Origin of the sequence: Mycobacterium bulgaricum, from assembly GCF_041287165.2 — a bacterium.
GTDB classification, from domain to species: Bacteria; Actinomycetota; Actinomycetes; order Mycobacteriales; family Mycobacteriaceae; genus Mycobacterium; species Mycobacterium bulgaricum.
Genome location: NZ_JBGGKV020000008.1, coordinates 199,039 through 224,829 on the forward strand (window position 1 = coordinate 199,039; position 25,791 = coordinate 224,829).

A 25,791-nucleotide genomic window follows, 5' to 3' on the forward strand; every position below is an offset into this window, starting at 1 on the left:
CATAACGACGACAGGTTGATGACGCAGCAGACAAGGAGGTCGGTGTGCCGTCTTTCAGGCGCCGCGACTCGGTGATCGACGCCGATCGCGTCGAAGAATCGACCGCGGAACCTGACCGTCCGACGGACGCCGAACAGGCTCGGGCGCTCGCCGAGGAAGCCGAAGCAGAGGCCGCCGAGGCCGACGCGATGGCCGCGGCCGCCAAGGCGCGGGCCCGCGCCGCGAGACTCCGCCGCGAGGCCCTCGCCGCCACCGAAACCGCGCCGGGTACCGCCGAGGCCCCGGCCGCCGAGGCGGAGACGGACGTCGTCAAGGCCGACAACGACGAGTCGACCGGAGTCGAACTCGGGATCGACGAGGCGCCGGACGCGGTGACGCCGCGCAAGCGCCGCAGACTGCGGTTGAAGCCGACGAAGTTCGGCGTTGGCATCGCGGCGATCCTCGTGGCCATCCTGGGGACGGTGGCTCTGCTCGCCGCAAGCGGCTACATGATCGTCGAGCACCGAAATGCCGAGAAGGTCCGGCAGCAGACCGCCGAGTACTCGGCAGCCGCCCGGCAAAGCGTCGTCACGCTGATGTCATTGGACTTCAACAACGCCGAGGCCGATGTCCAGCGCATCATCGACAACTCGACGGGCCAGTTCAAGTCCGACTTCGAGTCGCAGGCGGCCGATTTCGTGAAGGTGGCCCAGGATTCGAAGGTCGTCACCGAGGTCACGGTCAACTCCACCGCTGTCGAGTCGATGTCCGATGACAAGGCCGAGGTGCTCGTCGCAGCCGCATCGCGCGTCACCAACACCGCCGGAGCCAACCAGGAGCCACGTACGTGGCGCCTCAGCGTGAGCCTTGAGCGCGAGAACGGTCAGATCAAGATGGCGAAAGTCGAGTTCGTGCCGTGAGCGACGAAGAGCGCACACCAGAGCGCGTCACCGAAACCACGGATCCCACCGACGCTGACGAGACCGCCGTCGAGGAAACTGTCGACGACACGTCCGACGAGGTCGTGTCCGGCGAAGAAGAGACCGATCGGTCCGCCGAATCGCCCACGAAGACGCGTCGACGGTCGGGGCGGGCACTGGCCGTCGGGGCGGTGCTGGCGTTCGTTCTGCTCGCCGCGTCCGCGGGCCTGACCAGCTGGCTCTACTTCAACGACTACCGGCCCGATCAGGAGACCAATCCCGCAGCGGAGCAGGTCGCGCTCGACGCCGCCAAGACAGGCACCGTCGCGCTGCTGTCCTACTCACCGGAATCGCTCGACCAGGATTTCGCCAACGCCAAATCGAAACTGACGGGTGATTTCCTCTCCTACTACACACAATTCACCGAGCAGATCGTCACGCCCGCAGCTCGGGAAAAGTCCGTCAAGACCGCCGCGTCCGTGGTCCGGGCTGCCGTGTCGGAGATGGCGCCCGATTCCGCGGAGGTGCTGGTCTTCATCAACCAGACCACCACCAGCAAGGAGAACCCCGACGGCGCTTTCGCGGCCAGCAGCGTGAAGGTGGGCCTGACGAAAATCGACGGCAACTGGCTGATCGAGTCGTTCGACCCGGTGTAGGCCGTATAGCCTCGAACGCCGTGACCATGACGGCGATCCTGCCCGTGCCGCAGAGCCTGGTTTCCCGGCCCGAGGCGGTGTTCTCGCCCGTTGCGGGGCAGTCGCCGCTCATGCGCATCGTGACAGCACTGGCCTCCGTCGCCGACGTGGTCGTCGCAGCAGCCGCCCCACTGGCCGACGAGGTGCGGAAAACACTGTCACCACTGCACCTTTCAGGGGCGCAGGTGTGCATCGCCGACGATCCGGGCTCGTGGGCCGAGTGCGTCGCTACAGCGCTGCGCGTTCTCGGCGGCTCGGGTCCGGTGCTGCTGCACGACATCGCGTGGCCGCTGGTCTCGCCGACCACGCTCGAGCGTGTCATGGTCGCACTGAACGACGGCGCGACAGCGGTGCTGCCGGTGTGTCCGGTGACCGACAGCATCAAAGCCGTCGATGCGAAGGGGGCGGTGACGGCGACCGTCGAGCGGTCCCCGCTTCGCACCGTGCAGTACCCGCGGGGTTTCGCTGCCGACGCATTGTCCGGTCTGGTGGCCCGCGCCGGATCCGCCGAACTCGACACCGTGCTGCGCTCGGAAATACCGGTGACGTCGATCGAGGGCGACACCGACACCGTTTCAGTTCAATTGCCGCGCGACGCAAGCTATCTCGCAGCGGTCATCGAGAGCCGGAGTGACGGCCCCGGTCGCTGAGGAGATGCTGCGCGACGGCGACGTCGCGGGCATAGGTCACCTTCAGGTTGGCGGCGTCGCCGTCGAACGTCCGCACCTCCACATCGGTGTAGTGCTCGATGCACGATGACGTGTCGGTGCCTTCGAACCTGTCGCGCTCCGCGCAGCGATACGCGTGCAGCAGGTCACGGGCGCGAAAGGCCTGCGGCGTCTGGACTCTGACCAGTGCCGGACGACCGGACACGGAACTGAGGCCGTCGTCGCCGGCCGCCGCGAGGTGCTCGACCGGCAGGGCGGGCAATGCGCCGCCGAATTCGCGAGCGAGCGCGATCGCCTGACGGAACATTTCCGGACCCGCGAGCGGCCGCGCGGCATCGTGGATGGCGACGACGTCGACGCTGCCCGACTCGATGTCGCCGGCCAGATATCGCACGACATTGGTCTCCGAACCGTGCCTGGTGTCCCCACCTTCGACCAATTCGATTGCCGCGTCGCCGAGTTCGCGGCTGACGGTGTCGCGAGCGAGATCGAACTCACCCTTGCGGAACACCAGAACCGTCCTCGCGATCTCCGGCAACCGGGTCAACGTGTCCAGCGACCACGCGAGCATGCTCCGGCCCGCCAACGGCAGGTATGCCTTGTTCCCGTCGGCGCCCACCCGGGTACCGAGGCCCGCGGCCAGCACCACACCGACGGCGTCCATGACGCGACCCTATCGCGCAGCGGACAGCAGCCTGACGAAGCGGCCGGGGCTTCGGCGGACGCGTCGAGCCCCGTGCACCGCTACGCTCTGCCCGGCGGAGGAAAGGGGACGAGCAGTGAGCGACCAACCGCAGCGATCATTCGGCCAGTTGCACCGGATCAAGCAGATGACCGGCCGCGACCCGCACGAGGCCGGGCGGGCCGCGACCCCGCTCGAGCTGCTGTTCGACCTGACATTCGTCATCGCGTTCGGGATCGCGGCGTCGCAGTTCGCGCACCTGCTCGCCGAAGGACACGTGGCGGCCGGCCTCGCAGGGTTCTTCTTCGCGATGTTTGCGGTGTGTTGGGCCTGGATCAACTTCAGCTGGTTCGCCTCGGCCTATGACACCGATGACTGGGTGTACCGGCTGACGACGATGCTGCAGATGGTCGGCGTCATCATCCTGGCCCTCGGACTACCCCAGATGTATGCGTCGATCGAGCACGGCGGACACGTCGACAACGTCGTGGTCGTCGCGGGCTATGTGGTGATGCGCGTGGCGATGGTCGCCCAGTGGCTGCGGGCCGCCAGGCAGGATCCCCCACGCCGCAAAGCCTGCCTGACGTACGCGCTGTGGATCACTGTTGCTCAGATCGGTTGGATCGTTGCGATCTTCGTCCACACCTCGGTGCCCGCCACGATCGCGATCGTCCTGTCGCTGGTGCTGGTCGAGGTCATGGGGCCCGTCATCGCCGAGTTCCGCCAGGGTGGCACGCCGTGGCACGCCCACCACATCGCCGAGAGGTACGGGCTGTTCACGATCATCGCCCTCGGTGAGGGGGTCGTGGGAACGGTGGCATCGCTGACGGCGCTGGTCGGCGAGCAGGGCTGGTCGGTCGAGGCGGTGTTCGTCGCCATTGCCGGCACCGGCCTCACATTCGGCATGTGGTGGACGTATTTCGTGCTGCCGCAGGCCGACATCCTGCACGCGCGCCGCGAACGCTCCTTCTGGTTCGGCTATCTGCACATCATCGTGTTCGCCTCGATCGTCGCGACCGGTGCGGGCCTGCACGCCGCCGCGTACTACATCGAGCACCATTCCGAGCTGTCGTCGGTCGCGACGGTGCTCACCGTCGTCATCCCGGTTGGCATCTACATCCTTGCGATCTACGTGCTCTACTCGCTGCTGGCGCACACGGTGGAGGCCCTGCATGTGCTTCTGCTGCTGCTGACCGTGGCGGTGCTCGCCGTCGCGGTGTTGCTGGCCGCCGGCGGCATCTCGATGGCCAATTGTCTGCTCGTCGTCACGCTGGCCCCGGTGGTGTCCGTCGTGGGCCACGAACTGGTGGGGCACCGGCACGCTGCCGCGGCGGTGGAGAGGAACACGTCGACTTCCTCGTGATCTCCGGTTACGTCGGGATCTTCGCGAGCGCGACCGGGTCGTCCGCGACGAGTTGCCTGCGGGCCTTGCGGCGGGTGATGAGTATGCCGGTGATCGCAACCGCCCATACGAGGTACTGAAGCGTCCACGCCACCCGGAACGACTCGAAGGAGATGCCGCCGGTCGCCTCCATGGTCAGCCCCATCGCAAGCATCAACAGCAGGGACGCGAGGAACCCGCCCATATTCACCATGCCCTGCGCCGTGCCCAATGTCGCGCGGGTGTTGAACGTCCTCGCGAGGTCGAATCCGACCATGGAACCGGGCCCGCCGAAGGACATCACCGTGATCAACACGATGAGCAGCCACAGCGGTGCAGGGCCGGGTAGCGCGAGCACCACGGTCCACACCAGGGCGTTGCTGGCGATGATGCCCAGCACCAGTCGGGACCGGCGGTGCGGGTAGCGGCCGGTGACGAAACCGATCAGCACTCCGAAGCCGACCGCGGTGGCTACGGACAAGCTCAGCAACGCACCGGCCACACCGGCCGAAAGACCTTGCGCTTCCGTCAAATAGGGCACGCCCCACATGAGCGCGAACACGGTGAGGGAGAACTGCGTCCCCATATGGGTGAAGAAGCCGAGGCGGGTCCCGGGACGTAGCCACACCGTCTTGAGGCTGTGCAGCGTCTCGCGAACCGACATCGCCTCGACGGTCGCCGCCGCGCCGTCCGGGGTGTTCTTCACCACGAGCAGCGTCAGCACGATCGACAGCACGCCGAGCGCTGCGGCAGACACGTAGGCGACCGACCATCCGGCGGCGTGGAGCAGCGCCAGGAACGGCACGGCCGACAGCACCTGGCCCAGTTGGCCGAAGATTCCCGTCAGTTGCGTGACCAGCGGAATCTGCCGCGGCCCGAACCAATGGGGGACGAGACGCAGGACGGAGATGAAGGTGAACGCATCGCCGAGCCCCACGACCGCGCGGGCGGCGATGGCTGCGGGCAGCGACTCGGTGAAGGCCAGAACGAGCTGACCGGAGCCCATCAGCGACGCCCCGGCGACGATCAGCGCGCGCGACCCGAATCGATCGAGCAAAAGCCCCGCGGGGATCTGGGCACCTGCGTACACCACGACCTGAAGCACGACGAATGTCGACAACAACGAGGGGCCCGTGCTGAAGCGGTCCGCCGCCGCGAGGCCAGAGACGCCCAGGGTGGTCCGGTCCAGGACGGCGACGACGTATGCGAGCAGCCCGGTCGCCCAGACAATCCAGGGACGCACGAGCGGGCACCTCACAATTAGCTGACTTTGTCTTAATGTCCTGCTCGAACTGGCAGGCGCTCCCATCGTCGCGCATTTCTGGTGTCTCGCGCCAATCGATTTGCTCACACCCTGGGTGTCGGAATCCGAGTGCCAGTGAGGACGAAGTTGGCTGAATTTGCACGGTGATGTTGGCAAATTGACTGCATGTGCATTATTCGCCCTGATAGAAGTTCCTATTGAGCAGGGGGTGTGCTGAAAGAAGATGAAGAGGATACTTCGCTCGTTTTGCACCGCGAGCAGTTACAGTGTGTGCATGTTCCGCTCAGGCCTCCGACCGGCCTGCGACGCCGCACCCGTGGAGACGCCGCTGCATGGCTGAATATCGCCTCGAAGACCTCGCTCGGGTATCGGGAGTCAGTGCCCGCAACATCCGCGCCTACCGCGAGCGCGGGCTGCTCGATGCGCCTCGCCGGGTCGGTCGGTCCGCGCTGTACGACGACTACCACCTGTCCCAGCTCAACACCATCAGCCAACTACTGCGCAAGGGCTACAACTCGGCCCACATCGCAGAGTTCTTCGCGAGCATGCGCCAGGGAACCGACCTGGCGGACATCCTCGGGTTGCAGCAGGCCGTGCTGGGCCCGTCCAAGGACCCGCACGCCAACGGCACGTCGATGGGCATCCACCCCGACAGCGACGAGGGCCGCAAGCTCATCGAATACGGGCTGGCCAAAGTTGTCGGCGGCAAGATCATGGTCGTCGACAGCGTGGCCGCGGAAGTCCTGGAACGGTCACCCGACCAGATGCTCTGCGTGCGGGCGCTCCTGCGGTTCGTCGAGGCCGCCGCGGAATCTGTCGATGACCTCGCGGAGGCGTTCGTGGACAGTCTCGTCGAGCTGTATCGGGCCCGAGTCGGCGCCAACCACCTACCGCGCCCCGAAGAAATGGATGAGATCCGGCAGGTCGTGCAGGATTACCGCGCGCTGGGGGAGAAGGTGATGGCGTCCCGCTTCGACCAGGCCATGCGGCGCCACATGGTCACGTCTGCGTCGGGCTACACCGCGGGAATCCTCCTCGGCGGAGTGTGGGAGCCCCGGCGAGGCGCGTAGGCGCAGCACTGCGCCATCGCTGCACGGGTGGCCGCGCTCGTGTCGATGGTGGGCCCGAGGGACCGACACCAACCGTTCCCGGGCCGCGGTGTCGGGCTGAGAAGCTGGGCGGGGGGTAGTTCCGGCGCCGGACTTACTGATTAGTAGGTTTTGACAGCAAACTTGTGTCCGAGCAGCGAAACCACGACAAGACAGTTCCACCGATCTTGTCGTCCCCAGGTTGACCATCTGGACACGACGTGCGAACGAAATTTTTCAGATAACGATTCGATAACAATACTGCTTTGAACTGCGATTCTTTCTTACTCGACCGTAACCACCTGCATGCAGGACGTTTGTCCCGGATAGCTCGCGGCTCTCATGAACGGCGCGTTATGCAACGCGCTGTTACCGATGCGTAGAACTCGCCAGTAACCATTTGAGGCGCCAAACTGGGTCAGTCTCTTATGACACTCTTACTACGGCTGGAGTGTCCGCCCACGGGCTCTCCCGGCACGCGACGACTGCGACCCAGAGCGCCGCGGACGAGACCAGCCGGATTCGACGCCGAATCGCAAGGCCTACGCCGGGTGCTCAGGCAAGCACCCGCGAAAACGCACAGCACCGAGCCTCACCATGAGCGATGTTGAGCGCGGAACAGCACCAAGGAGAACACAAGACGTGACGATCAACGACCAGCACCGTGCGACCGCCGGCTCCGACGAGGCCGATCAGGCCTTCGAACCTTTGACCGGAACGCACGCACTCGTCGATCGACTGCACTCCGGGGAGCCGTACGCGGTGGCGTTCGGCGGCCAGGGTGGTCCTTGGCTGGAGAACCTCGAAGAGCTCGTCAACTCCGCGGGGATCGAATCCGAGATCAGCCAGCTGGTCGCCGAGGCCGAACTGCTGCTCGAGCCGCTGGCGCGCGAACTGGTCGTGGTCCGCCCGATCGGGTTCGAGCCCATGAAGTGGATACGGGCGCTGGCGGCCGACGAGCCGCTGCCCTCGGCCAAGGACCTCACCACCGCGGCCATCTCCGGGCCCGGCATCCTGCTCACCCAGATGGCCGCTCAACGGGCCCTCAAGCGTCAGGGCCTCGACCTCGACAATCATCCCCCGGTCGCCATCGCCGGCCACTCACAGGGCGTCACCGCCGTGGAATCGCTCAAGGCCCGCGGCGCCCGTGACGTCGAGCTGCTCGCCATCGGTCAGCTGATCGGCGCAGGCGGTTCACTGGTGTCCCGCCGCTGCGGGATGGTCGGTCGCGGCGACAAGGCCCCGATGGTCTCCGTGCTCAACGTCGATCCCGACCGGATGGCGGAACTGCTCGACGAGTTCGCCCAGGACGTCCGCACCGTTCTGCCCCCGGCCCTGTCCATCCGCAACGGCAGGCGCTCGGTCGTCATCACCGGCACCCCCGAGCAGCTCGCCCGCTTCGAGCTCTACTGCGAGAAGATCACGGAGAAGGAAGAGGCCGAGCGCAAGAACAAGACGCGCGGCGGCGCGATCTTCCGCCCGATCTTCAACCAGCTCAACGTCGAGGTCGGCTTCCACACGCCGCGGCTGGCGGGCGGTGTCGAGCTCGTCAACGAGTGGGCGGCGCGCACCGGCCTGGACCGCGAGCTGACCCGCGAGCTGACCGAGACCATCTTCGTCAAGCCGGTCGACTGGGTTGCCGAGGTCGAGGGCCTCGCCGCGACCGGCGCCAAGTGGATCGTCGACCTCGGTCCCAGCGACACCGTCACGCGGCTGACCGCACCCGTGATCCGCGGGCTCGGCATCGGCATCGTTCCCGCCGCCACGCGCGCCGGCCAGCGCAGCCTGTTCACCGTGGGCGCCGCGCCCGCGGTCGCGCCCGCCTGGTCGAGCTACGCCCCGCAGGCCATCGCCCTGCCCGACGGCTCGGTCAAGTCGGCCACCAAGTTCACCCGCCTCACCGGGCGGTCCCCGATCCTGCTGGCGGGCATGACCCCCACCACGGTCGACGCCAAGATCGTCGCCGCCGCGGCCAACGCCGGTCACTGGGCCGAGCTCGCCGGCGGTGGCCAGGTCACCGAGGAGATTTTCGACGCGCGCGTCGCCGAGCTGACCCAGCTGCTGGAGCCGGGCCGCGCCGTGCAGTTCAACTCGCTGTTCCTGGATCCCTACCTGTGGAAGCTGCAGGTCGGCGGCAAGCGCCTGGTGCAGAAGGCCCGCCAGTCGGGCGCCCCGATCGACGGTCTGGTCGTCACCGCGGGCATCCCGGACCTCGAAGAGGCCGTGGACCTGATCGAAGAGCTGCACACCGTCGGCATCAGCCACGTCGTGTTCAAGCCCGGCACGGTCGACCAGATCAAGTCCGTCATCAAGATCGCGGCCGAGGTGCCCGAGCGTGACGTCATCGTCCACATCGAGGGCGGCCGCGCCGGCGGACACCATTCCTGGGAGGACCTCGACGACCTCCTGCTGAGCACCTACGGCGAGTTGCGCAAGTACAGCAACGTCACGATCTGCGTCGGAGGCGGCATCGGCACCCCGGAGCGGGCCGCCGAGTACCTGTCCGGTGAATGGGCCAAGCCCTACGGATTCCCCCAGATGCCGGTCGACGGCATCCTCGTCGGAACCGCCGCGATGGCGACGCTGGAGGCGACCACCTCGCCCGCCGTCAAGCAGATGCTCGTCGACACCAACGGCACCGACACCTGGGTCGGCGCGGGCAAGGCCATCAACGGCATGGCCAGCGGCCGTAGCCAACTGGGTGCCGACATCCACGAGATCGACAACACCGCGTCGCGCTGCGGCCGACTGCTCGACGAGGTGGCCGGCGACGCCGACGCCGTGGCCGAGCGTCGCGACGAGATCATCGCCGCGATGGCGAACACCGCCAAGCCTTACTTCGGTGACATCGCCGACATGTCCTACCTGCAGTGGCTGCAGCGCTACATCGAACTGGCCATCGGCGACGGCGACAGCACCGCCGACACCGCGGCCCCGGGCAGCCCGTGGCTGGCCGACACCTGGCGCGACCGCTTCGAAGAGATGCTCAAGCGCGCCGAGGCCCGCCTCAACGAGAAGGACTCCGGCCCGATCGAGTCGCTGTTCGACTCCAGCGCGGAAGGTCAGGGGCTGCTCGACAATCCGGACACCGCGATCGCCGCGCTGCTGGCCCGCTACCCGGATGCCGAGACCGTCAAGCTGCATCCCGCCGACGTTCCGTTCTTCGTGACCCTGTGCAAGAAGCCCGGCAAGCCGGTCAACTTCGTGCCCGTCATCGACAAAGACGTGCGGCGCTGGTGGCGTTCCGACTCGCTGTGGCAGGCCCACGACGCCCGCTACACCGCCGATCAGGTCTGCATCATTCCCGGCACGCAGGCGGTCGCGGGCATCACCCGCGTCGACGAGCCCGTCGGTGAACTGCTCGACCGCTTCGAGCAGGAGATCGTCGACCGCGTGCTCGCCTCCGGCGCGAAGCCGCTCCCGGTGGTGTCTCGGCGTCAGGCTCGCTCCGACGTCAGTGGACCGCTCGCCGTCGTGCTCGACTCACCCGACGTGCTGTGGGCGGGACGCACCGCGATCAACCCGGTGCACCGCATCGGCGCTCCGGGCGAGTGGCAGGTCAACGACGTGCCCGGCAAGCCCAGCGCCACCCATCCCAATACCGGTGCGCGCCTTGAGCAGAGTGCCGACAGCGCAGGCAACATCTCGGTGACGCTGAGTGTCCCGCTGTCCGACATCTGGATCGACATCCGTTTCACCCTGCCCGCGACCACGGTCGACGGCGGCGCTCCGATCGTCACCGTCGAGGACGCGTCGAAGGCGATGCGCGCGGTGCTGGCGATCGCCGCCGGCGTCGAGGGGCCCGAATCGCTTCCGCCCGTTGAGGACAACGTGTCCACGGTGAACGTCGAGTGGGACCCCGAGAAGGTCGCCGACCACACCGGCGTCACCGCGACGTTCGGCGCCCCGCTGGCCCCCGGCCTCACGCTGGTTCCCGACGCGCTGGTGGGCCTGTGCTGGCCCGCGGTGTTCTCCGCCATCGGATCGGCGCTGACCGCCGACGGCTTCCCGGTCGTCGAAGGCCTGCTGAGCCTGGTACACCTCGACCACGCCGCGCACCTGCTCGAGTCGATGCCCGCCGCGAAGTCCGAATTGACCGTCAAGGCAACGGCTTCGGAGGCGACGGACACCGAGGTCGGGCGCGTCGTCCCTGTCTCTGTCACCATCGCCGACACCGAGGGCACGGTTCTGGCCACGCTCGAGGAGCGTTTCGCGATCCGCGGACGCACCGGCGCACTCGAGCTGACCGATCCGCCGCGTGCCGGCGGGGCGATCACCGACAACGCCACCGACACGCCACGCCGCAGGCGCCGCGACGTCGTGGTCACCGCGCCCGTCGACATGAGTGCGTTCGCGGTTGTCTCCGGTGACCACAACCCGATCCACACCGACCGGGCCGCCGCGCTGCTCGCCGGACTGAAAACCCCCATCGTGCACGGCATGTGGCTTTCGGCGGCGGCGCAGCACGCCGTCACCGCCACCGACGGTCGCGCCACCCCGCCGGCCCGGCTCGTCGGCTGGACCTCCCGCTTCCTCGGGATGGTCCTGCCCGGTGACGAGATCGAGTTCCGCGTCGACCGCGTCGGCATCGACCGCGGCGCCGAGATCGTCGAGGTTTCCGCCAAGGTCGGCGGCGAGCTCGTCATGTCGGCCACGGCGCAGCTGGCCGCGCCGAAGACCGTCTACGCCTTCCCCGGCCAGGGCATCCAGTCCAAGGGCATGGGCATGGACGTACGCGCTCGCTCCAAGGCAGCCCGCAAAGTGTGGGACAACGCCGACAAGTTCACGCGCGACACGCTCGGCTTCTCGGTTCTGCACGTGGTGCGGGACAACCCGACCAGCCTGATCGCCTCTGGTGTGCACTACCACCACCCCGAGGGCGTGCTGTACCTGACGCAGTTCACCCAGGTGGCGATGGCGACCGTGGCGGCCGCCCAGGTCGCCGAGATGCGCGAGCAGGGTGCCTTCGTCGAGGGCGCCATCGCCTGCGGCCACTCGGTCGGTGAGTACACCGCGCTGGCGTGCGTCTCCGGCGTCTACGAGCTCGAAGCCCTCCTCGAGGTCGTGTTCCACCGCGGCTCCAAGATGCACGACATCGTGCCGCGCGACGCCCAGGGCCGCTCGAACTACCGGCTCGCCGCAATCCGCCCGTCGCAGATCGACCTCGACGACAACGACGTCACCGACTTCGTGGCCGAGATCGCCGAGCGCACAGGCGAATTCCTACAGATCGTGAACTTCAACCTTCGCGGCGCGCAATACGCCATCGCCGGTACCGTCCGCGGTCTGGAAGAGCTGGAGGCCGAGGTCGAGCGGCGTCGCGAGATCAGCGGCGGCAAGCGTTCGTTCATCCTGGTCCCCGGCATCGACGTGCCGTTCCACTCCTCGGTGCTGCGGGTCGGTGTCGCCGACTTCCGCCGCTCCCTGGAGCGCGTCATGCCCACCGATGCCGACCCGGAGCTGCTGATCGGGCGTTACATCCCGAACCTGGTGCCGCGGCCGTTCACAATGGACCGCGACTTCATCCAGGAGATCCGCGATCTGGTGCCGGCCGAGCCGCTCGACGAGATCCTCGCCGACTACGACACGTGGCGGAACGAAAGGCCGCGCGAGCTGTGCCGCAAGATCGTCATCGAGCTCCTGGCGTGGCAGTTCGCCAGCCCGGTGCGCTGGATCGAGACGCAGGACCTGCTCTTCATCGAGGAGGCCGCGGGCGGTCTCGGCATCGAGCGGTTCGTCGAGATCGGCGTGAAGTCGGCGCCGACGGTCGCGGGTCTGGCCACCAACACCCTCAAGCTGCCGGAGTATTCGCACAACACCACCGAGGTGCTCAACGCCGAGCGCGATGCCGCGGTGCTGTTCGCGACCGACACCGATCCCGAGCCCGAACACGACGAGCCCGCCGAAGAAGTTGCTCCGGTGGCCGAGGCGGCCCCCGCGGCAGCGGCGGCCCCAGCCCCCGCCGCTCCGGCCGCAGCGCCGTCGGGTGGCCCGCGCCCGGACGACATCGCTTTTGATGCCGCCGATGCGACCATGGCGCTCATCGCGCTGTCGGCCAAGATCCGCATCGACCAGATCGAGGCGCTGGACTCCATCGAGTCGATCACCGACGGTGCGTCGTCGCGACGCAACCAGATGCTCGTCGACCTCGGTTCGGAGCTGAACCTCGGCGCCATCGACGGTGCTGCCGAGGCCGACCTGGCCGGGCTGAAGGGACAGGTCACCAAGCTGGCTCGTACCTACAAGCCGTTCGGTCCGGTGCTGTCCGACGCGATCAACGACCAACTGCGCACGGTCCTCGGACCGTCCGGCAAGCGGCCCGCCTACATCGCCGAGCGGATCAAGAAGACCTGGGAGCTCGGTGACGGCTGGGCCAAGCACGCCACCGTCGAGGTGGCGCTGGGAACCCGCGAGGGATCCAGCGTCCGCGGGGGAGCGCTGGGTGGCCTGCACGACGGTGCGTTGGCCGACGCCGCCGCCGTGGACAAGGCGATCGACGCCGCGGTGGCCGCGGTCGGCGCGCGGCGCGGGGTTCCCGTGTCGCTGCCGTCCGCTGCCGGTGGCGGTGGTGGAGTCGTGGACTCCGCGGCGCTCGGCGAGTTCGCCGAGCAGGTCACCGGACCCGACGGCGTGCTCGCGTCGGCGGCCCGCACCATCCTCGACCAGCTGGGCCTCGGCAACGCGTTCGTGACCCCCGACGCCACGGCCGATGCCGAGCTCATCGACCTTGTCACCGCCGAATTGGGTTCGGACTGGCCGCGTTTGGTGGCGCCGGTGTTCGACGGCCGCAAGGCCGTCGTGCTCGACGACCGCTGGGCCAGCGCCCGTGAGGATCTCGTCCGGATCTGGCTGATGGACGAGGGCGACATCGACACCGACTGGGCCCGTCTCTCGGAGCGGTTCGAGGGCACCGGCCACGTCGTGGGCACCCAGGCCACCTACTGGCAGGGCAAGGCGCTGGCCGCCGGACGCAATGTCCACGCCTCGCTCTACGCCCGCGCCGCCGCGGGGGCCGAGAACCCGGGCAAGGGTCGCTACAGCGACGAGGTCGCGGTCGTGACGGGCGCGTCGAAGGGCTCCATCGCCGCATCGGTGGTGGCGCAGCTGCTCGACGGCGGCGCGACGGTCGTCGCGACGACGTCGAAGCTCGACGACGCGCGGCTGGGCTTCTACCGCCAGCTCTACCGCGACAACGCCCGCTTCGGCGCGAAGCTGTGGGTGCTGCCCGCGAATATGGCCTCCTACAACGACATCGACGCGTTGGTGGACTGGATCGGCACCGAGCAGAGCGAGAGCCTCGGGCCCAAGTCGATCCACATCAAGGACGCGCTGACCCCGACGCTGCTGTTCCCGTTCGCAGCGCCGCGGGTGGGCGGTGACCTGTCCGAGGCGGGTGCGCGCGCCGAGATGGAGATGAAGGTTCTGCTGTGGGCCGTACAGCGGCTCATCGGCGGGCTCTCCCGCATCGGGGCCGATCGCGACATCGCAGCCCGCCTGCACGTCGTGCTGCCGGGTTCACCGAACCGCGGCATGTTCGGTGGCGACGGCGCCTACGGCGAGTCGAAGGCGGCACTGGATGCGGTCGTGTCCCGCTGGAAGGCGGAGACGTCCTGGGCGCAGCGCGTCAGCCTGGCTCACGCGCTGATCGGCTGGACCCGCGGCACCGGCCTGATGGGCCACAACGACGTCATCGTCGACGCGGTCGAAGAGGCGGGCGTCACCACCTATTCGACCGAGCAGATGGCAAGCATGCTGCTGGATCTCTGCGACGTCGAGAACAGGGTGGCCGCGGCGCGCGAGCCCGTGGAAGCCGACCTGACCGGCGGCCTGGCCGAGGTCGAACTCGACCTGTCGGCGTTGGCCACCAAGGCGCGGGAGGAGGCCGCCGAGGCCCCTGCCGAGGACGAGGGTGAGGAAGCAGCAGCCGATCACATGATCGCCGCGCTGCCGTCGCCGCCGCGGCCGGCCGTAGGGGCGCCCGCACCCGAGTGGGCCGACCTCGACGTGGATCCCTCCGAGCTCGTCGTCATCGTGGGCGGTGCCGAACTGGGCCCGTACGGCTCGTCGCGCACCCGTTTCGAGATGGAGGTCGACAACGAGCTGTCCGCGGCCGGCGTGCTGGAGCTGGCGTGGACGACCGGACTGATCAAGTGGGAGGACGATCCCCAACCGGGTTGGTACGACGCCGAATCCGGCGAGCTGGTCGACGAGTCCGAGCTCGTCGAGCGCTACCACGACGAGGTCGTCAGCCGTTGCGGCATCCGCGAATTCGTCGACGACGGCGCCATCGACGGGGATCATGCCTCGCCGCTGCTCGTCAGCGTGTTCCTGGACAAGGACTTCCGCTTCGTGGTCTCCAGCGAGACCGATGCGCGGGCGTTCGTCCAGTTCGATCCGGAGCACACGCTGGCCCGCCCGATCCCGGAATCCGGCGACTGGGAGGTGATCCGCAAGGCGGGCACCGAGATTCGCGTGCCGCGCAAGACCAAGCTGTCGCGGACGGTGGGCGCTCAGATCCCCACCGGCTTCGACCCCACGGTGTGGGGGATCAGCCCCGACATGGCGACGTCCATCGACCGGGTGGCGCTGTGGAACATGGTGGCCACGGTCGACGCGTTCCTGTCGTCGGGCTTCACCCCGAGCGAGCTGATGCGCTGGGTGCACCCGAGTCTGGTGGCGTCCACGCAGGGCACGGGCATGGGCGGCATGACGTCGATGCAGACCATGTACCACGGCAACCTGCTCGGCCGGAGCAAGCCGAACGACATCTTGCAGGAGGTCCTGCCGAATGTCGTTGCCGCACACGTGATGCAGAGCTACGTCGGCGGCTACGGCGCGATGGTCCACCCGGTCGGCGCATGCGCCACCGCGGCGGTCTCGGTCGAGGAGGGTGTCGACAAGATTCGCCTGGGCAAAGCCGAGCTCGTCGTGGCGGGCGGTTTCGACGACCTGACCCTGGAGGCCGTCATCGGCTTCGGTGACATGGCGGCCACCGCCGACACCGAAGTGATGCGGGCCAAGGGCATCAGCGACTCGAAGTTCTCCCGCGCCAACGACCGTCGCCGACTCGGGTTCCTCGAGGCCGAGGGTGGTGGCACGGTGCTGCTGGCACGCGGCGACCTGGCGCTGCAGATGGGTCTACCGGTGCTCGCGGTGGTCGGCTACGCACAGTCGTTCGCCGACGGCGTGCACACGTCCATCCCGGCTCCGGGGCTCGGTGCGCTGGGCGCAGGCCGCGGCGGCAGGCAGTCGCAGCTGGCGCGTTCGCTGGCCAAGCTCGGGGTCGGCGCCGACGACATCGCGGTGATCTCCAAGCACGACACGTCGACGCTGGCCAACGATCCCAACGAGACGGAGCTGCACGAGCGGCTCGCGGACTCGCTGGGTCGGTCGGACGGCGCACCGCTGTTCATCATCAGCCAGAAGAGTCTGACCGGACACGCCAAGGGCGGCGCGGCGGTCTTCCAGATGATGGGCCTGTGCCAGGTGCTGCGCGACGGCGTGATCCCGCCGAACCGCAGCCTGGACTGTGTCGACGACGAGCTGGCGACCTCGGCGCACTTCGTGTGGCCGCGCGAAACCCTGCGGCTCGGTGAGAAGTACCCGTTGAAGGCGGGCTTGGTCACCAGCCTGGGGTTCGGTCACGTGTCCGGTCTGATCGCGCTGGTGCACCCGCAGGCGTTCCTGGCCACCCTGACGCCCGAGCAGCGCACCGCGTACGCGGTGCAGGCGCAGGAACGCACTCTGGCCGGGCAGCGGAGGCTGGCGTCGGCGATCGCGGGTGGCCGCCCGATGTACGAGCGGCCCGCCGACCGGCGCTTCGACCAGGACCATCCGGAGAAGGCTCAGGAAGCCGCGATGTTGGTCGACGTGGCGTCCCGGCTCGACGAGAGCGGCGTGTATCGGCGTTGACCGGTGAGATAGCGTGCTGCGCGTGGGCATCGTCGGGATAGGCATCGATCTCGTCTCCATTCCGGAGTTTGCGGAGCAGGTCGACCGGCCCGGCACGGTGTTCGCCGAGACGTTCACGCCGGGCGAGCGGCGCGACGCCGCCGACAAGAGTTCGTCGGCGGCGCGCCACCTCGCGGCGCGATGGGCGGCCAAGGAGGCGGTCATCAAGGCGTGGTCGGGTTCGAGGTTTTCGAAGCGACCCGTGCTGCCCGAGGCGATCCACCGCGACATCGAGGTGGTCACCGACATGTGGGGCCGTCCCCGGGTTCGGCTGACCGGCGCGGTCGCCGAGCACCTCAAAGAGGTGACCATCCATCTGTCGCTGACCCACGAGGCCGACGTCGCAGCCGCGGTCGCCGTCCTTGAGGAACGCTGAGCAGCGGGTCCCCCCGCACCGCGAGCGCGCGTGTCTGCACGGCGCCACGCCGGTGCACACCGTGCGTACGCGCGCGCTCGCCCTGATCGAGGGTGACCAACACATCGACTCTTGCGGGTTGACGGCCGTCGATCGGGGTACTCCGCCGGTTCGCTCAGCCGGCGAGCCGGCAGTCCACGCGCCACATCGAAAGGGGGCGCCGGTCGATGCCGGAAACGAATCAGCGCCAGCTCGGAGAGTCGGACAGTCCCATCGAGGATGCACTCGAGTACGCCTTCAGGCGGATGGTCGACGAAGGCACCCAACGTTTGCACCGCAGCTGGCGGGAGGTACTGGCCACCGGCTTCTTCGGGGGGACCGACATCGCGGTGGGTGTACTGGCCTACCTGGCGGTGCTGAATGCGACGCACCAGCCGCTGCTGGCGGGACTGGCGTTCTCGGTCGGGTTCCTGGCTCTGCTACTCGGGCGCAGCGAACTGTTCACCGAAGGATTCCTGATTCCAGTCACGACGGTTGCCGCCAAGCGCGCCAGCTTCGGCCAGCTGATGAAGCTGTGGTCCGGCACGCTGATCGCCAACCTGGCGGGCGGCTGGCTGCTGATGCTGCTGATGATGACGGCGCTGCCCCAGCTGCATGCGCAGACCATCGAATCTGCTGCTCATTACGCGACAGCACCACTGTCGATCGAGACAGCGGCGTTGTCTCTGCTCGGCGGCATGGTCATCACGCTGATGACGCGCATGCAGCACGGCACCGAATCGATGCCGGCCAAGATTGCCGCCGCTGTCGCCGGTGCTTTTCTGCTCGCGGGTCTGCAGTTGTTCCACTCCGTACTCGACTCACTGCTCATCTTCGGCGCGCTCATCACCGGCAAGGCGCCGTTCGGATATCTGGACTGGCTCGGCTGGTTCAGCTACACCGCGGTCGGCAATCTCGTCGGTGGACTGTTGCTGGTGACGTTGTTGCGGCTGGTGCGCAGCAAGGATCGTCTGCAGGAGGAGCGACGTGACGCCGAAGGGAGCGATGCGAGCGGCCGCCGCTAACGTGGCGGACATGAGCGATCTCGTGCAGCGCGTCCGCGACGTCCTGCCCTCGGTGCGTGCCGACCTCGAAGACCTGGTGCGGATCCAATCCGTCTGGGCCGACCCCGACCGGCGTCCCGAGGTGCACCGGTCGGCGCAGGCCGTGTCGAAGCTGTTGTCGGAGGCCGGATTCGACGACGTGCGGATCGTCGAAAAGGGCGGGGCCCCGGCTGTCATCGCGCGACACCCGGCGCCCGAGGGAGCGCCCACAGTGCTGCTGTACGCCCACCACGACGTGCAGCCCGAGGGCGACCCCGACCAGTGGGCGACGGCTCCGTTCGAACCCACCGAACGCGACGGGCGCCTCTATGGACGCGGCACCGCCGACGACAAGGCCGGTATCGCAACGCATCTGGCCGCGTTCCGCGCACACGGCGGCGCTCCGCCGGTCGGGGTGACGGTCTTCGTCGAGGGCGAGGAGGAGTCGGGCTCGCCGTCGCTGTCCGCACTGCTGGCCGCCCACCGCGATGTACTGGCCGCCGACGTCATCGTCATCGCCGATTCCGACAACTGGAGCACCGAGATCCCGTCGCTGACCGTGTCGCTGCGGGGTCTGGCCGATTGCGTCGTCGAAGTCGCGACGCTCGACCACGGCCTGCATTCGGGCATGTGGGGTGGTGTGGTGCCCGACGCTCTGACGGCGCTCGTGCGTCTGCTGGCCAGCCTGCACGACGACGACGGCAACGTCGCTGTGGAAGGTCTGCACGAAGCGGCGGCCGCCGATGTCGATTTTCCGCCGGAGCGGGTGCGGGCCGACACCGGTGTGCTCGACGGTGTTCGGGAAATCGGTTCAGGGTCTGTGGCGCAACGGCTTTGGGCCAAGCCTGCGATCACGGTCATCGGAATCGACACGACGCCGATCGGCAAGGCATCGAACACCTTGATCCCGAGGGCGCGCGCGAAAGTGAGCATGCGGGTGGCGCCCGGTGGCGACGCCGCCGGGCACCTCGCGGCACTGACCCGTCATCTGGAGAGCCGCGCGCCGTGGGGTGCCCGCGTGACAGTCACCCCCGGTGACGTCGGCGAGCCGTACGCGATCGACGCCACCGGACCGGTGTACGACGCCGCACGCAGTGCGTTCCGGCAGGCGTGGGGACATGACGCCGTCGACACCGGGGTCGGCGGGTCGATCCCGTTCATCGCCGAGTTCGCGGCCGCGTTCCCCGACGCCAAGATCCTGGTGACCGGTGTCGAAGACCCGGATACACAGGCGCACAGCATCAACGAAAGCCTGCACCTGGGCGTGCTGGAACATGCGGCCACCGCAGAGGCGCTACTGCTGGCCCGGCTGGCTGACCTAGACGGACAGGTCCCGTCGTAGCTTGGCGACGTGCCCGGTGGCGCGAATGTTGTACTGGGCCACCTCGATCTTGCCCTTCTCGTCGACGACGAACGTCGAACGGATGACGCCCTTCACGGTTTTGCCGTACATCGTCTTCTCGCCGTAGGCACCCCATGCTTCCAGAACCGACCGGTCGGGATCGGACAGCAATGGGAACGTCAGCTTCTCCGCGTCGCGGAACTTCGCGAGCTTCTCGGGTTTGTCGGGGGAGATCCCCACGACGTCGAGGCCGGCGTCGTTCAATACGGCGAGGTTGTCGCGAAAGTCGCACGCTTCCTTGGTGCAGCCCGGTGTGGAGGCGGCCGGGTAGAAGTACACGATGACTTTGCGGCCCTTGAAGTCGGAGAGCGTGACGGTGTTGCCGTCGGCGTCGGGCAGGCTGAACGCGGGTGCTTTGTCGCCGGCCTCGAGACGAGGGGTTTGGGGCATGGGTCGATGTACCTCCGGACGGTCCCTGCTGGATGCGGATCGTTGCGTCGACCGGGCGCTCGGGTGCGCTCCGGCTCAACTAGGGTAGTTCGACGAGAACTGTTTGTTGGGGCCCGTTGGTTGGGCGCGGCCGGCGCAATGCGCTGAAGGCATTGGAGGTAGACGTGGCGGACCGGGATCCCGACACCATCAAGGCTGAGATCGATGTGGCGCGCGAACAGCTCGCGCTGACCGTCGACTCACTTGCTGAGCGGGCGAATCCTCGCCGCGTTGCCGACGACATCAAGGCGGGCGTGCTGCGGTTCGTGACGAAGCCTCCGGTGGCCATCTCCCTGGCCGGTCTCGGCGCCGTGGTGATCGTGGTGGTCATCCGCCGCGCACGTAGGCCCTAGCCGACCTCAGCGACGGCGGCCGGCCCGGAACCAGTCGGCGAGCGAGAAGCCAGGCGGGTTGGCGACACGGCCGAGCCTGCTGCAGTTGTGCAAGGCCAGCGGCTGTTGCGTGGCCACGCCGCGAGCCGAGTCCTCGCCATCGGCTTCGGTGACAACCGAATCGACCGGGCTTGACATCAGCAAATTCCTCGATTTCCGCCGTTAGGCTCTGAGCGGGGTTCGCTCCGAGCGTGTCAGCTAACTGCACCATAACACCACCCGCCGCCTTTGCCCAGCGCAATGACCATAAGATCCATGCAAGAGCTCGGAACCGTTACTGCACGCTCCATCGCCGTGGAATAGACCATGGTCACCGGCGTGTGACATCTAGCACATGAGACGGTCTCAACAGGCGAAAACACACCAAATGTTCAGTGCCGTTAATTCATGTCGGCACCGACGTTGCCAGTAGCTGCTGGCGGTGTCGACGTGCGGGGGCCGCCGGTCGCAGCGGGTCGTGTCCTCTACGCTGACGCTGACCCACGACGAGCGACAGCGAAGGAGACGCCGGATGGCGTGGTTTCTCGCCCTGCAAGGCCCGGCTCAGCCGAGCCATCAGGCTTCGGTCTACGAGCTGCAAGAGACGACGGATGTCGACAAGCTCGCTGCGGAACTGGCCAGTGCGGTGACGCTGGACCGGGTGGTGGCTATCCCGGCGATGCTTCCGCAGAACGCGAGGAAACGTCAGAAGGTCACGCTCTACGTCCGCCCTGCGGCGTGGGGGATGTGGACGTTCTATGAGCTGTCCGAAGAGGACAAGCGTCAGTTGATCAAGGAAAATCCCTTGGTCCAGGCGATGCAGCAGCACCAACGCGAACATGCCGCGCAAGGTGGCTCGGTCAACCCTCTGCTCGGCCAGCCCGGCCCGGGTGGCCCTCGCCGCTGAACGCGCCTTTCGCAGGATCGTCCGCGTACGTGCGGGTCACCCGCCCGGTTGCAAGAACATGGGCGGGCCGGGTCGCCAACGATCGTGTCGTACATCGGCGCCTCGTCGCCGTCGGCTCGCGCCCACTGAGGCAGGGTTGCGCCCGCCGTGGCTGACTTTCGTCGCACCCGACGCCGCCGGGGTGGTGTTGCCGACCCGCCGAGGCTGTGTGGTCGCCTCGGCCGGGTGACGGCGAAGCCCGGTGGGGTTATCGGCGCGTAGGCCGGCCTGAAAATGGATGATCTTGACCGAGTTTGACGATTTACGATTCGGTGACGCCCCTCTGCACACGTAACAAATCAGATCCGTCAATTGCCGAACGGGCGGCCGGGGCACGTGCATATAGTTTGCTGCATTGCTCGTCGTCCAACGGGGGAATCATGAGCGCTGCACGTCATATCGGCCGTATCGGTGGTCTCGCAGTGGCCTTCGGGGTGGGCACCGCTGTCCTCACCGGACAGGGAATCGCCTCGGCGGAACCCTCGTCCGGCGAGTCCGGGCCCAGTGCCTCCTCTGCGGGAGCCCAGGACTCCCCGAGCTCGCACAGCTCGACGACGAAACGCGACGCGAGCCGCGACGACGCTTCCGGGGACAACACTGCCGGCAACGACGAGCCCGGTGACGAACCGGCCGACGACGAACCGGCCGACGAATCGGCCGACGACGAAGGCGAGCCGACCCACGCGAACGGCGACTCCGACGATGACGCCGATAGCGTCGACGACGTCGATGACGATGTCGCCCCGTCGGCGGGTGGGGGCGTCTCGTCGTCCGACGCCGCCGAAAGTCCGGGCGCGGACGTGTCGGCGGACACCGGCGCGGAGGCCGCAGACCCGGCGCCGTCGACGATAGAAGACCCCGCCCCTGACGCCGAAGGTTCTCCGGCCGGGAGTACCCCGACGCCGCCAACGAGCGGGCAGACGCCGGCGCTGAAGTGGCTGTCGAGTCCCGCCGCCACCGCCGGACGTGCAGTGACGGCGTCGGCGACGAACACCGCGACAGCCTCGGTGTCCAGCCCGCTGCTCGAACTCATCGACAGCATCTTCAATCCCTTCGCCGGTGACGGCCCCGCGGGGCTTCCGACGAGTTCGCCGCTGTCGTGGGCGATGGCGGCGGCCGCCCGCCGCGAGGCGCTGCTCGCGAGCGGCCCGATCTCGGTCGATCCGACCTTCGATTTCGACAACGGCGTGATCTACGGCTCCGTCGGGGCCACCAGCACGAGCAGCCGGCCGCTGATCTACACGCTTCTCGACGGCCCGGACCAAGGCGGGAAGGTCACCCTCAATCCGGACGGCACGTTCTCGTTCCTGCCCGACCTGTCGGTCGTGGATTCTCGCGGTGTCGAAAGTTTCACCGTCATGGTCAGTCAGCAGAGCGTGCTGGTCTCGATCCTGGAGCAGATCCCGATCGTCGGCGACTTCGTGCAGCCCATCGTGCTCGGCCTGCAGCGGGTGCCGATCCTGGGCGCCCTTCTGCAACCGATCATCGGCTACCGCGTCATCACCCCCCTCGATGTCGACATCGACGAACTCGTGCCGGTCGGGGCTCCCGTCGCGTTCACCACCATGGTGACGTCCTTCGACGGGACGCAGATCAGCACGAACTTCTTCCCGGCCACCGGGCTGGAATTCGGTGAGACCGCCCCGACGGTGCTCAACGGTCCCGGTTTGGGCAGCGCCGGCACCATCGACCCGACCACGACGATCCAGGTGGGCAATCTCGTCCCCGGTCTCGCGCCGCTTCGTGATGCCGGCTACAACGTCGTGACGTGGGACCCCCGCGGCGAATACGCATCCGGGGGGATCCTTCAGCTCGACAACCCGTTCTTTGAAGGCCGCGACGTGCAGGCCATCATCAGCTGGGTCGCCGAGCGTCCGGAGACAGAGCTTGATGCGCCCGGCGATCCGACCATGGGCATGGTCGGCGGTTCCTACGGCGGAGGAATCCAGCTGGTGGTGGCGGGCATCGATCGCCGGGTCGACGCGATCGTCCCGGTCATCGCCTGGAACTCGCTCAACGAGGCGCTCTACCCGAACGACGCGTTCAAGTCCGGCTGGTCGACTCTGCTGGCGCTGGATCTGCTGGAGGCGGGCGCTCGGATCAACTCGCAGATTTACCCCGCGATCCTCCAGGGCCTGCTCCTGGGTTTCCTCACCGAGTCGCAGCAGGCAATCCTCACCAGCAGCGGCCCGACGACACTCGTCAACCAGATCACGGCGCCCACATTGCTGATCCAAGGCACCGCCGACGGGTTGTTCACGCTCGCCCAGGCAGTCACGAATGCGATGATGCTCGACGCGAACGGCGTTCCGGTGGAAATGATTTGGGCCTGCGGCGGGCACGGCATCTGCCTGGATCCGCTCAATCCCATCCAGCAGCCTCTGCTGGTGAACTCGACGATCGACTGGCTCGACCGGTATGTCCGCGGCAACGAACTGATCCCGACCGGGCCCCGGTTCGAATGGTTCGACCAGTTCGGCGACTACCACTTCTCCGACCTGCTGCCGACGGATCCGGAGTTCTACGGCGACCCGCTGGTCACCGAGGGCGACGGAGGCTTCCTGCCAATCATTCCGCTGATCGGTGGCTCCGGCCCACAGACCAAACCGCCGACACCGCTGCTGCTGTCGATCGCGACGGCGTCGGAGGCGTGGCTGGCGCTGAATCTGGACATCCCGGCACCCGATGACGAGGTCCAGATCGTCGGCGCACCGGAGATCACGCTGACCTACTCCGGGCTCGGCACCGCAAGCCACATCTACGGGCAGCTCGTCGACGAGACCACCGGTCTGGTGCTGGGCAATCTCGTGACGCCGATCCCGGTGACGCTCAACGGGCGCAGCCAGACGGTCACGGTCGATCTGGAGCAGATCGCGTACACGATGGTGCCCGGGGCGACGCTGAAGCTGCAGCTCGCCGGTTTCGCCACTCCGTATCTCGACCTGATACAGGTCGGTTACATCAACGTCGAAAGCGTGACCATCTCGCTACCGACCGTCGCGACGGGCGTCAGCGACGACGCGGCGTTGGCAGGGCTCGCCGTCGGGGTGACCGCGGCGTAGGGGAGAAAGGGCCCTGAAACGACAAAATCCCCGCCTGAGCAGGGATTTCGTGTGGTGCGCCGTCAGGGTTTCGAACCCCGGACCCGCTGATTAAGAGTCAGCTGCTCTACCAACTGAGCTAACGGCGCGCGTGTGAGACAATAACAGGCCCGCGGCGCAGGATGAAATCGCATTGAACCGCGGCCGGAGCCGACGCCGTCGTCGGGTCTCCATTCGAAATTGACCGTAGAATTGTCGCCGACGAACCGTGGGCGCACAGCCCTGTATGCGAGGTGGAGCGGACTATGTGGCAGGTCAACTCGGTGACCCGGGGGCGCCGGAAGCGGTCCTTGCTGATCGCTGCCGCGCTCGTTCCCGCGATCGTGCTCGGGCTGTCGGCATGCGGCGGGAACGCCGAAGCGCCCGAGCCGCAGGTGATCACGGACAAGGGCACCCCGTTCGGCGATCTCCTGATCCCCAAGCTGACGGCCTCCGTCCAGGACGGGGCGGTCGGCGTCAGCGCGGGCTCACCGGTCACCGTCAGCGCCGAGGACGGCGTGCTCGGGGCGGTCACGATGGTCAACGAGGACGACGAGACCGTGTCGGGTGAGTTGTCCGAGGACGGGCTGACGTGGGCGACCACCGAGCCGCTCGGCTACAACAAGCGCTACACGTTGACCGCGCAGTCGCTGGGCCTCGGCGGCGTGACGAGCCGCCAGATGACGTTCGAGACGCATTCGCCCGAAAACCTCACGATGCCTTACGTTCTGCCCAACGACGGCGAGGTCGTCGGTATCGGGCAGCCGGTGGCCATCCAGTTCGACGAGAACATCCCGAACCGGCTCGCCGCGCAGCGCGCCATCACGGTGAAGACCAACCCGCCCGTCGAGGGCGCGTTCTACTGGCTGAACAACCGCGAAGTCCGTTGGCGCCCGGCCGAATACTGGAAGCCCGGCACCACGGTCGAGGTTCAGGTCAACACCTACGGCGTGGACCTGGGCGACGGCCTGTTCGGCCAGGAGAACGTCTCGACCGACTTCACGATCGGCGACCAGATGATCACCACCGTCGACGACAACACCAAGACGCTGACGGTCCGCCGCAACGGCGAGGTCATCAAGACCATGCCGGTGTCGATGGGCAAGAACAGCACGCCGACCAACAACGGGGTGTACATCGTCGGTGACCGCCGGTCGCACATGGTGATGGATTCGTCGACCTACGGCGTTCCGACCAACTCTCCCAACGGCTATCGCACCGAGGTCGACTGGGCCACCCAGATCTCCTACAGCGGCATCTATGTGCACGCGGCCCCGTGGTCGGTGGGCAGCCAGGGTGAGAGCAACGTCAGCCACGGGTGCATCAACGTCAGCACCAGCAACGGGCAGTGGTTCTACGACAACTCCAAGCGCGGTGACATCGTCGAGATCGTCAACACCGTCGGCTCGCCGCTGTCGGGCACCGACGGCCTTGGCGACTGGAACATCCCGTGGGACCAGTGGAAGGCCGGCAACGCCAACGTCTGACGCCCTCCGGT

At 67.6% G+C, this 25,791-nt stretch carries 17 protein-coding genes and 1 tRNA gene; 13 read left to right on the forward strand and 5 right to left on the reverse strand.

Translation table 11 applies throughout. From position 1 onward, the window contains the following. Positions 1–44 precede the first annotated feature (44 nt). Genes ACAG24_RS21160 through ACAG24_RS21170 form a run of 3 tightly spaced genes read left to right on the forward strand, consistent with a single transcriptional unit; the run spans position 45 to position 2,244 of the window. On the forward strand, positions 45–899 hold the full coding sequence (locus ACAG24_RS21160; protein ID WP_370474382.1) for an Rv1363c family protein: 855 nt from the start codon (positions 45–47) through the stop codon (positions 897–899). Next, positions 896–1,555, forward strand: coding sequence for a hypothetical protein (locus tag ACAG24_RS21165; RefSeq protein ID WP_370474383.1), 660 nt, complete (start codon positions 896–898; stop codon positions 1,553–1,555). Before ACAG24_RS21160 ends, ACAG24_RS21165 begins: the two co-directional genes overlap by 4 nt. 26 nt (positions 1,556–1,581) lie before the next feature. Beyond that, on the forward strand, positions 1,582–2,244 hold the full coding sequence (locus ACAG24_RS21170; RefSeq protein ID WP_370474445.1) for an IspD/TarI family cytidylyltransferase: 663 nt from the start codon (positions 1,582–1,584) through the stop codon (positions 2,242–2,244). Here ACAG24_RS21170 and ACAG24_RS21175 read toward each other — a convergent pair. Further along, positions 2,210–2,926: an IspD/TarI family cytidylyltransferase gene (locus tag ACAG24_RS21175; protein WP_370474384.1), complete on the reverse strand. Its 717-nt coding sequence runs from the start codon at positions 2,924–2,926 to the stop codon at positions 2,210–2,212. The genes ACAG24_RS21170 and ACAG24_RS21175 overlap by 35 nt on opposite strands. A gap of 166 nt (positions 2,927–3,092) precedes the next feature. Here ACAG24_RS21175 and ACAG24_RS21180 point away from each other — a divergent pair, with 166 nt between their 5' ends. After that, a complete protein-coding gene (locus ACAG24_RS21180) occupies positions 3,093–4,307 on the forward strand; it encodes a low temperature requirement protein A (RefSeq protein ID WP_370474446.1) in 1,215 nt (404 codons plus the stop codon). A 7-nt stretch (positions 4,308–4,314) separates the two neighbouring features. Here the strand turns inward: ACAG24_RS21180 and ACAG24_RS21185 are convergent, their stop codons facing one another. After that, on the reverse strand, positions 4,315–5,568 hold the full coding sequence (locus tag ACAG24_RS21185; RefSeq protein ID WP_370474385.1) for an MFS transporter: 1,254 nt from the start codon (positions 5,566–5,568) through the stop codon (positions 4,315–4,317). 353 nt (positions 5,569–5,921) lie between these two features. Here ACAG24_RS21185 and ACAG24_RS21190 point away from each other — a divergent pair, with 353 nt between their 5' ends. From ACAG24_RS21190 to ACAG24_RS21210, 5 genes are all read left to right on the forward strand, one after another. Then, the gene (locus ACAG24_RS21190) at positions 5,922–6,659 is read left to right on the forward strand and encodes a MerR family transcriptional regulator (protein WP_370474386.1); all 738 of its coding nucleotides are present in this window, start codon (positions 5,922–5,924) and stop codon (positions 6,657–6,659) included. A 660-nt stretch (positions 6,660–7,319) separates the two neighbouring features. Then, a complete protein-coding gene (locus ACAG24_RS21195; protein WP_370474387.1) occupies positions 7,320–16,589 on the forward strand; it encodes a fatty acid synthase subunit beta domain-containing protein in 9,270 nt (3,089 codons plus the stop codon). Positions 16,590–16,611: 22 nt separating this feature from the next. Continuing rightward, positions 16,612–17,004, forward strand: a complete 393-nt coding sequence (gene acpS, locus ACAG24_RS21200; protein WP_278041417.1) for a holo-ACP synthase AcpS — start codon at positions 16,612–16,614, stop codon at positions 17,002–17,004. A 206-nt stretch (positions 17,005–17,210) separates the two neighbouring features. Beyond that, complete coding sequence (locus ACAG24_RS21205; RefSeq protein WP_370474388.1) at positions 17,211–18,047, forward strand: formate/nitrite transporter family protein; 837 nt, start codon at positions 17,211–17,213, stop codon at positions 18,045–18,047. 10 nt (positions 18,048–18,057) lie between these two features. Then, the gene (locus tag ACAG24_RS21210) at positions 18,058–19,407 is read left to right on the forward strand and encodes a dipeptidase (RefSeq protein WP_370474389.1); all 1,350 of its coding nucleotides are present in this window, start codon (positions 18,058–18,060) and stop codon (positions 19,405–19,407) included. Here ACAG24_RS21210 and bcp read toward each other — a convergent pair. Next, the gene (bcp, locus tag ACAG24_RS21215; protein ID WP_370474390.1) at positions 19,384–19,857 is read right to left on the reverse strand and encodes a thioredoxin-dependent thiol peroxidase; all 474 of its coding nucleotides are present in this window, start codon (positions 19,855–19,857) and stop codon (positions 19,384–19,386) included. The genes ACAG24_RS21210 and bcp overlap by 24 nt on opposite strands. Positions 19,858–20,021: 164 nt before the next feature. Here bcp and ACAG24_RS21220 point away from each other — a divergent pair, with 164 nt between their 5' ends. Continuing rightward, positions 20,022–20,249, forward strand: coding sequence for a DUF3618 domain-containing protein (locus ACAG24_RS21220; RefSeq protein ID WP_064281971.1), 228 nt, complete (start codon positions 20,022–20,024; stop codon positions 20,247–20,249). A gap of 6 nt (positions 20,250–20,255) precedes the next feature. Here ACAG24_RS21220 and ACAG24_RS21225 read toward each other — a convergent pair whose 3' ends face one another. Then, positions 20,256–20,426, reverse strand: a complete 171-nt coding sequence (locus ACAG24_RS21225; protein ID WP_370474391.1) for a hypothetical protein — start codon at positions 20,424–20,426, stop codon at positions 20,256–20,258. A 373-nt stretch (positions 20,427–20,799) separates the two neighbouring features. Between ACAG24_RS21225 and ACAG24_RS21230 the strand changes: the two genes are divergently transcribed. Together ACAG24_RS21230 and ACAG24_RS21235 are read left to right on the forward strand one after the other, a co-directional pair. Continuing rightward, the gene (locus tag ACAG24_RS21230; RefSeq protein ID WP_370474392.1) at positions 20,800–21,174 is read left to right on the forward strand and encodes a hypothetical protein; all 375 of its coding nucleotides are present in this window, start codon (positions 20,800–20,802) and stop codon (positions 21,172–21,174) included. Positions 21,175–21,593: 419 nt separating this feature from the next. After that, on the forward strand, positions 21,594–24,275 hold the full coding sequence (locus ACAG24_RS21235; RefSeq protein ID WP_370474393.1) for a S15 peptidase family protein: 2,682 nt from the start codon (positions 21,594–21,596) through the stop codon (positions 24,273–24,275). 52 nt (positions 24,276–24,327) lie between these two features. Here ACAG24_RS21235 and ACAG24_RS21240 read toward each other — a convergent pair. Beyond that, positions 24,328–24,403: transfer RNA gene (locus ACAG24_RS21240), tRNA-Lys, on the reverse strand. 156 nt (positions 24,404–24,559) lie between these two features. On the opposite strand from ACAG24_RS21240, the gene ACAG24_RS21245 reads away from it, so the two are divergent. Then, entirely contained in the window at positions 24,560–25,780 is a 1,221-nt protein-coding gene (locus tag ACAG24_RS21245) for a L,D-transpeptidase (RefSeq protein ID WP_370474394.1), read from the forward strand. Positions 25,781–25,791 lie beyond the last annotated feature (11 nt).

What these genes read in the sequence shown, in the direction of transcription:
- ACAG24_RS21170 (WP_370474445.1), top strand. Translation starts at nt 1,582, where the DNA reads ATGACGGCGATCCTGCCCGTGCCGCAGAGCCTGGTTTCCCGGCCCGAG.
- ACAG24_RS21175 (WP_370474384.1), bottom strand. Translation starts at nt 2,926, where the DNA reads ATGGACGCCGTCGGTGTGGTGCTGGCCGCGGGCCTCGGTACCCGGGTG.
- ACAG24_RS21180 (WP_370474446.1), top strand. Translation starts at nt 3,093, where the DNA reads ATGACCGGCCGCGACCCGCACGAGGCCGGGCGGGCCGCGACCCCGCTC.
- ACAG24_RS21190 (WP_370474386.1), top strand. Translation starts at nt 5,922, where the DNA reads ATGGCTGAATATCGCCTCGAAGACCTCGCTCGGGTATCGGGAGTCAGT.
- ACAG24_RS21205 (WP_370474388.1), top strand. Translation starts at nt 17,211, where the DNA reads ATGCCGGAAACGAATCAGCGCCAGCTCGGAGAGTCGGACAGTCCCATC.
- ACAG24_RS21210 (WP_370474389.1), top strand. Translation starts at nt 18,058, where the DNA reads ATGAGCGATCTCGTGCAGCGCGTCCGCGACGTCCTGCCCTCGGTGCGT.
- bcp (WP_370474390.1), bottom strand. Translation starts at nt 19,857, where the DNA reads ATGCCCCAAACCCCTCGTCTCGAGGCCGGCGACAAAGCACCCGCGTTC.
- ACAG24_RS21225 (WP_370474391.1), bottom strand. Translation starts at nt 20,426, where the DNA reads ATGTCAAGCCCGGTCGATTCGGTTGTCACCGAAGCCGATGGCGAGGAC.
- ACAG24_RS21230 (WP_370474392.1), top strand. Translation starts at nt 20,800, where the DNA reads ATGGCGTGGTTTCTCGCCCTGCAAGGCCCGGCTCAGCCGAGCCATCAG.
- ACAG24_RS21235 (WP_370474393.1), top strand. Translation starts at nt 21,594, where the DNA reads ATGAGCGCTGCACGTCATATCGGCCGTATCGGTGGTCTCGCAGTGGCC.
- ACAG24_RS21245 (WP_370474394.1), top strand. Translation starts at nt 24,560, where the DNA reads ATGTGGCAGGTCAACTCGGTGACCCGGGGGCGCCGGAAGCGGTCCTTG.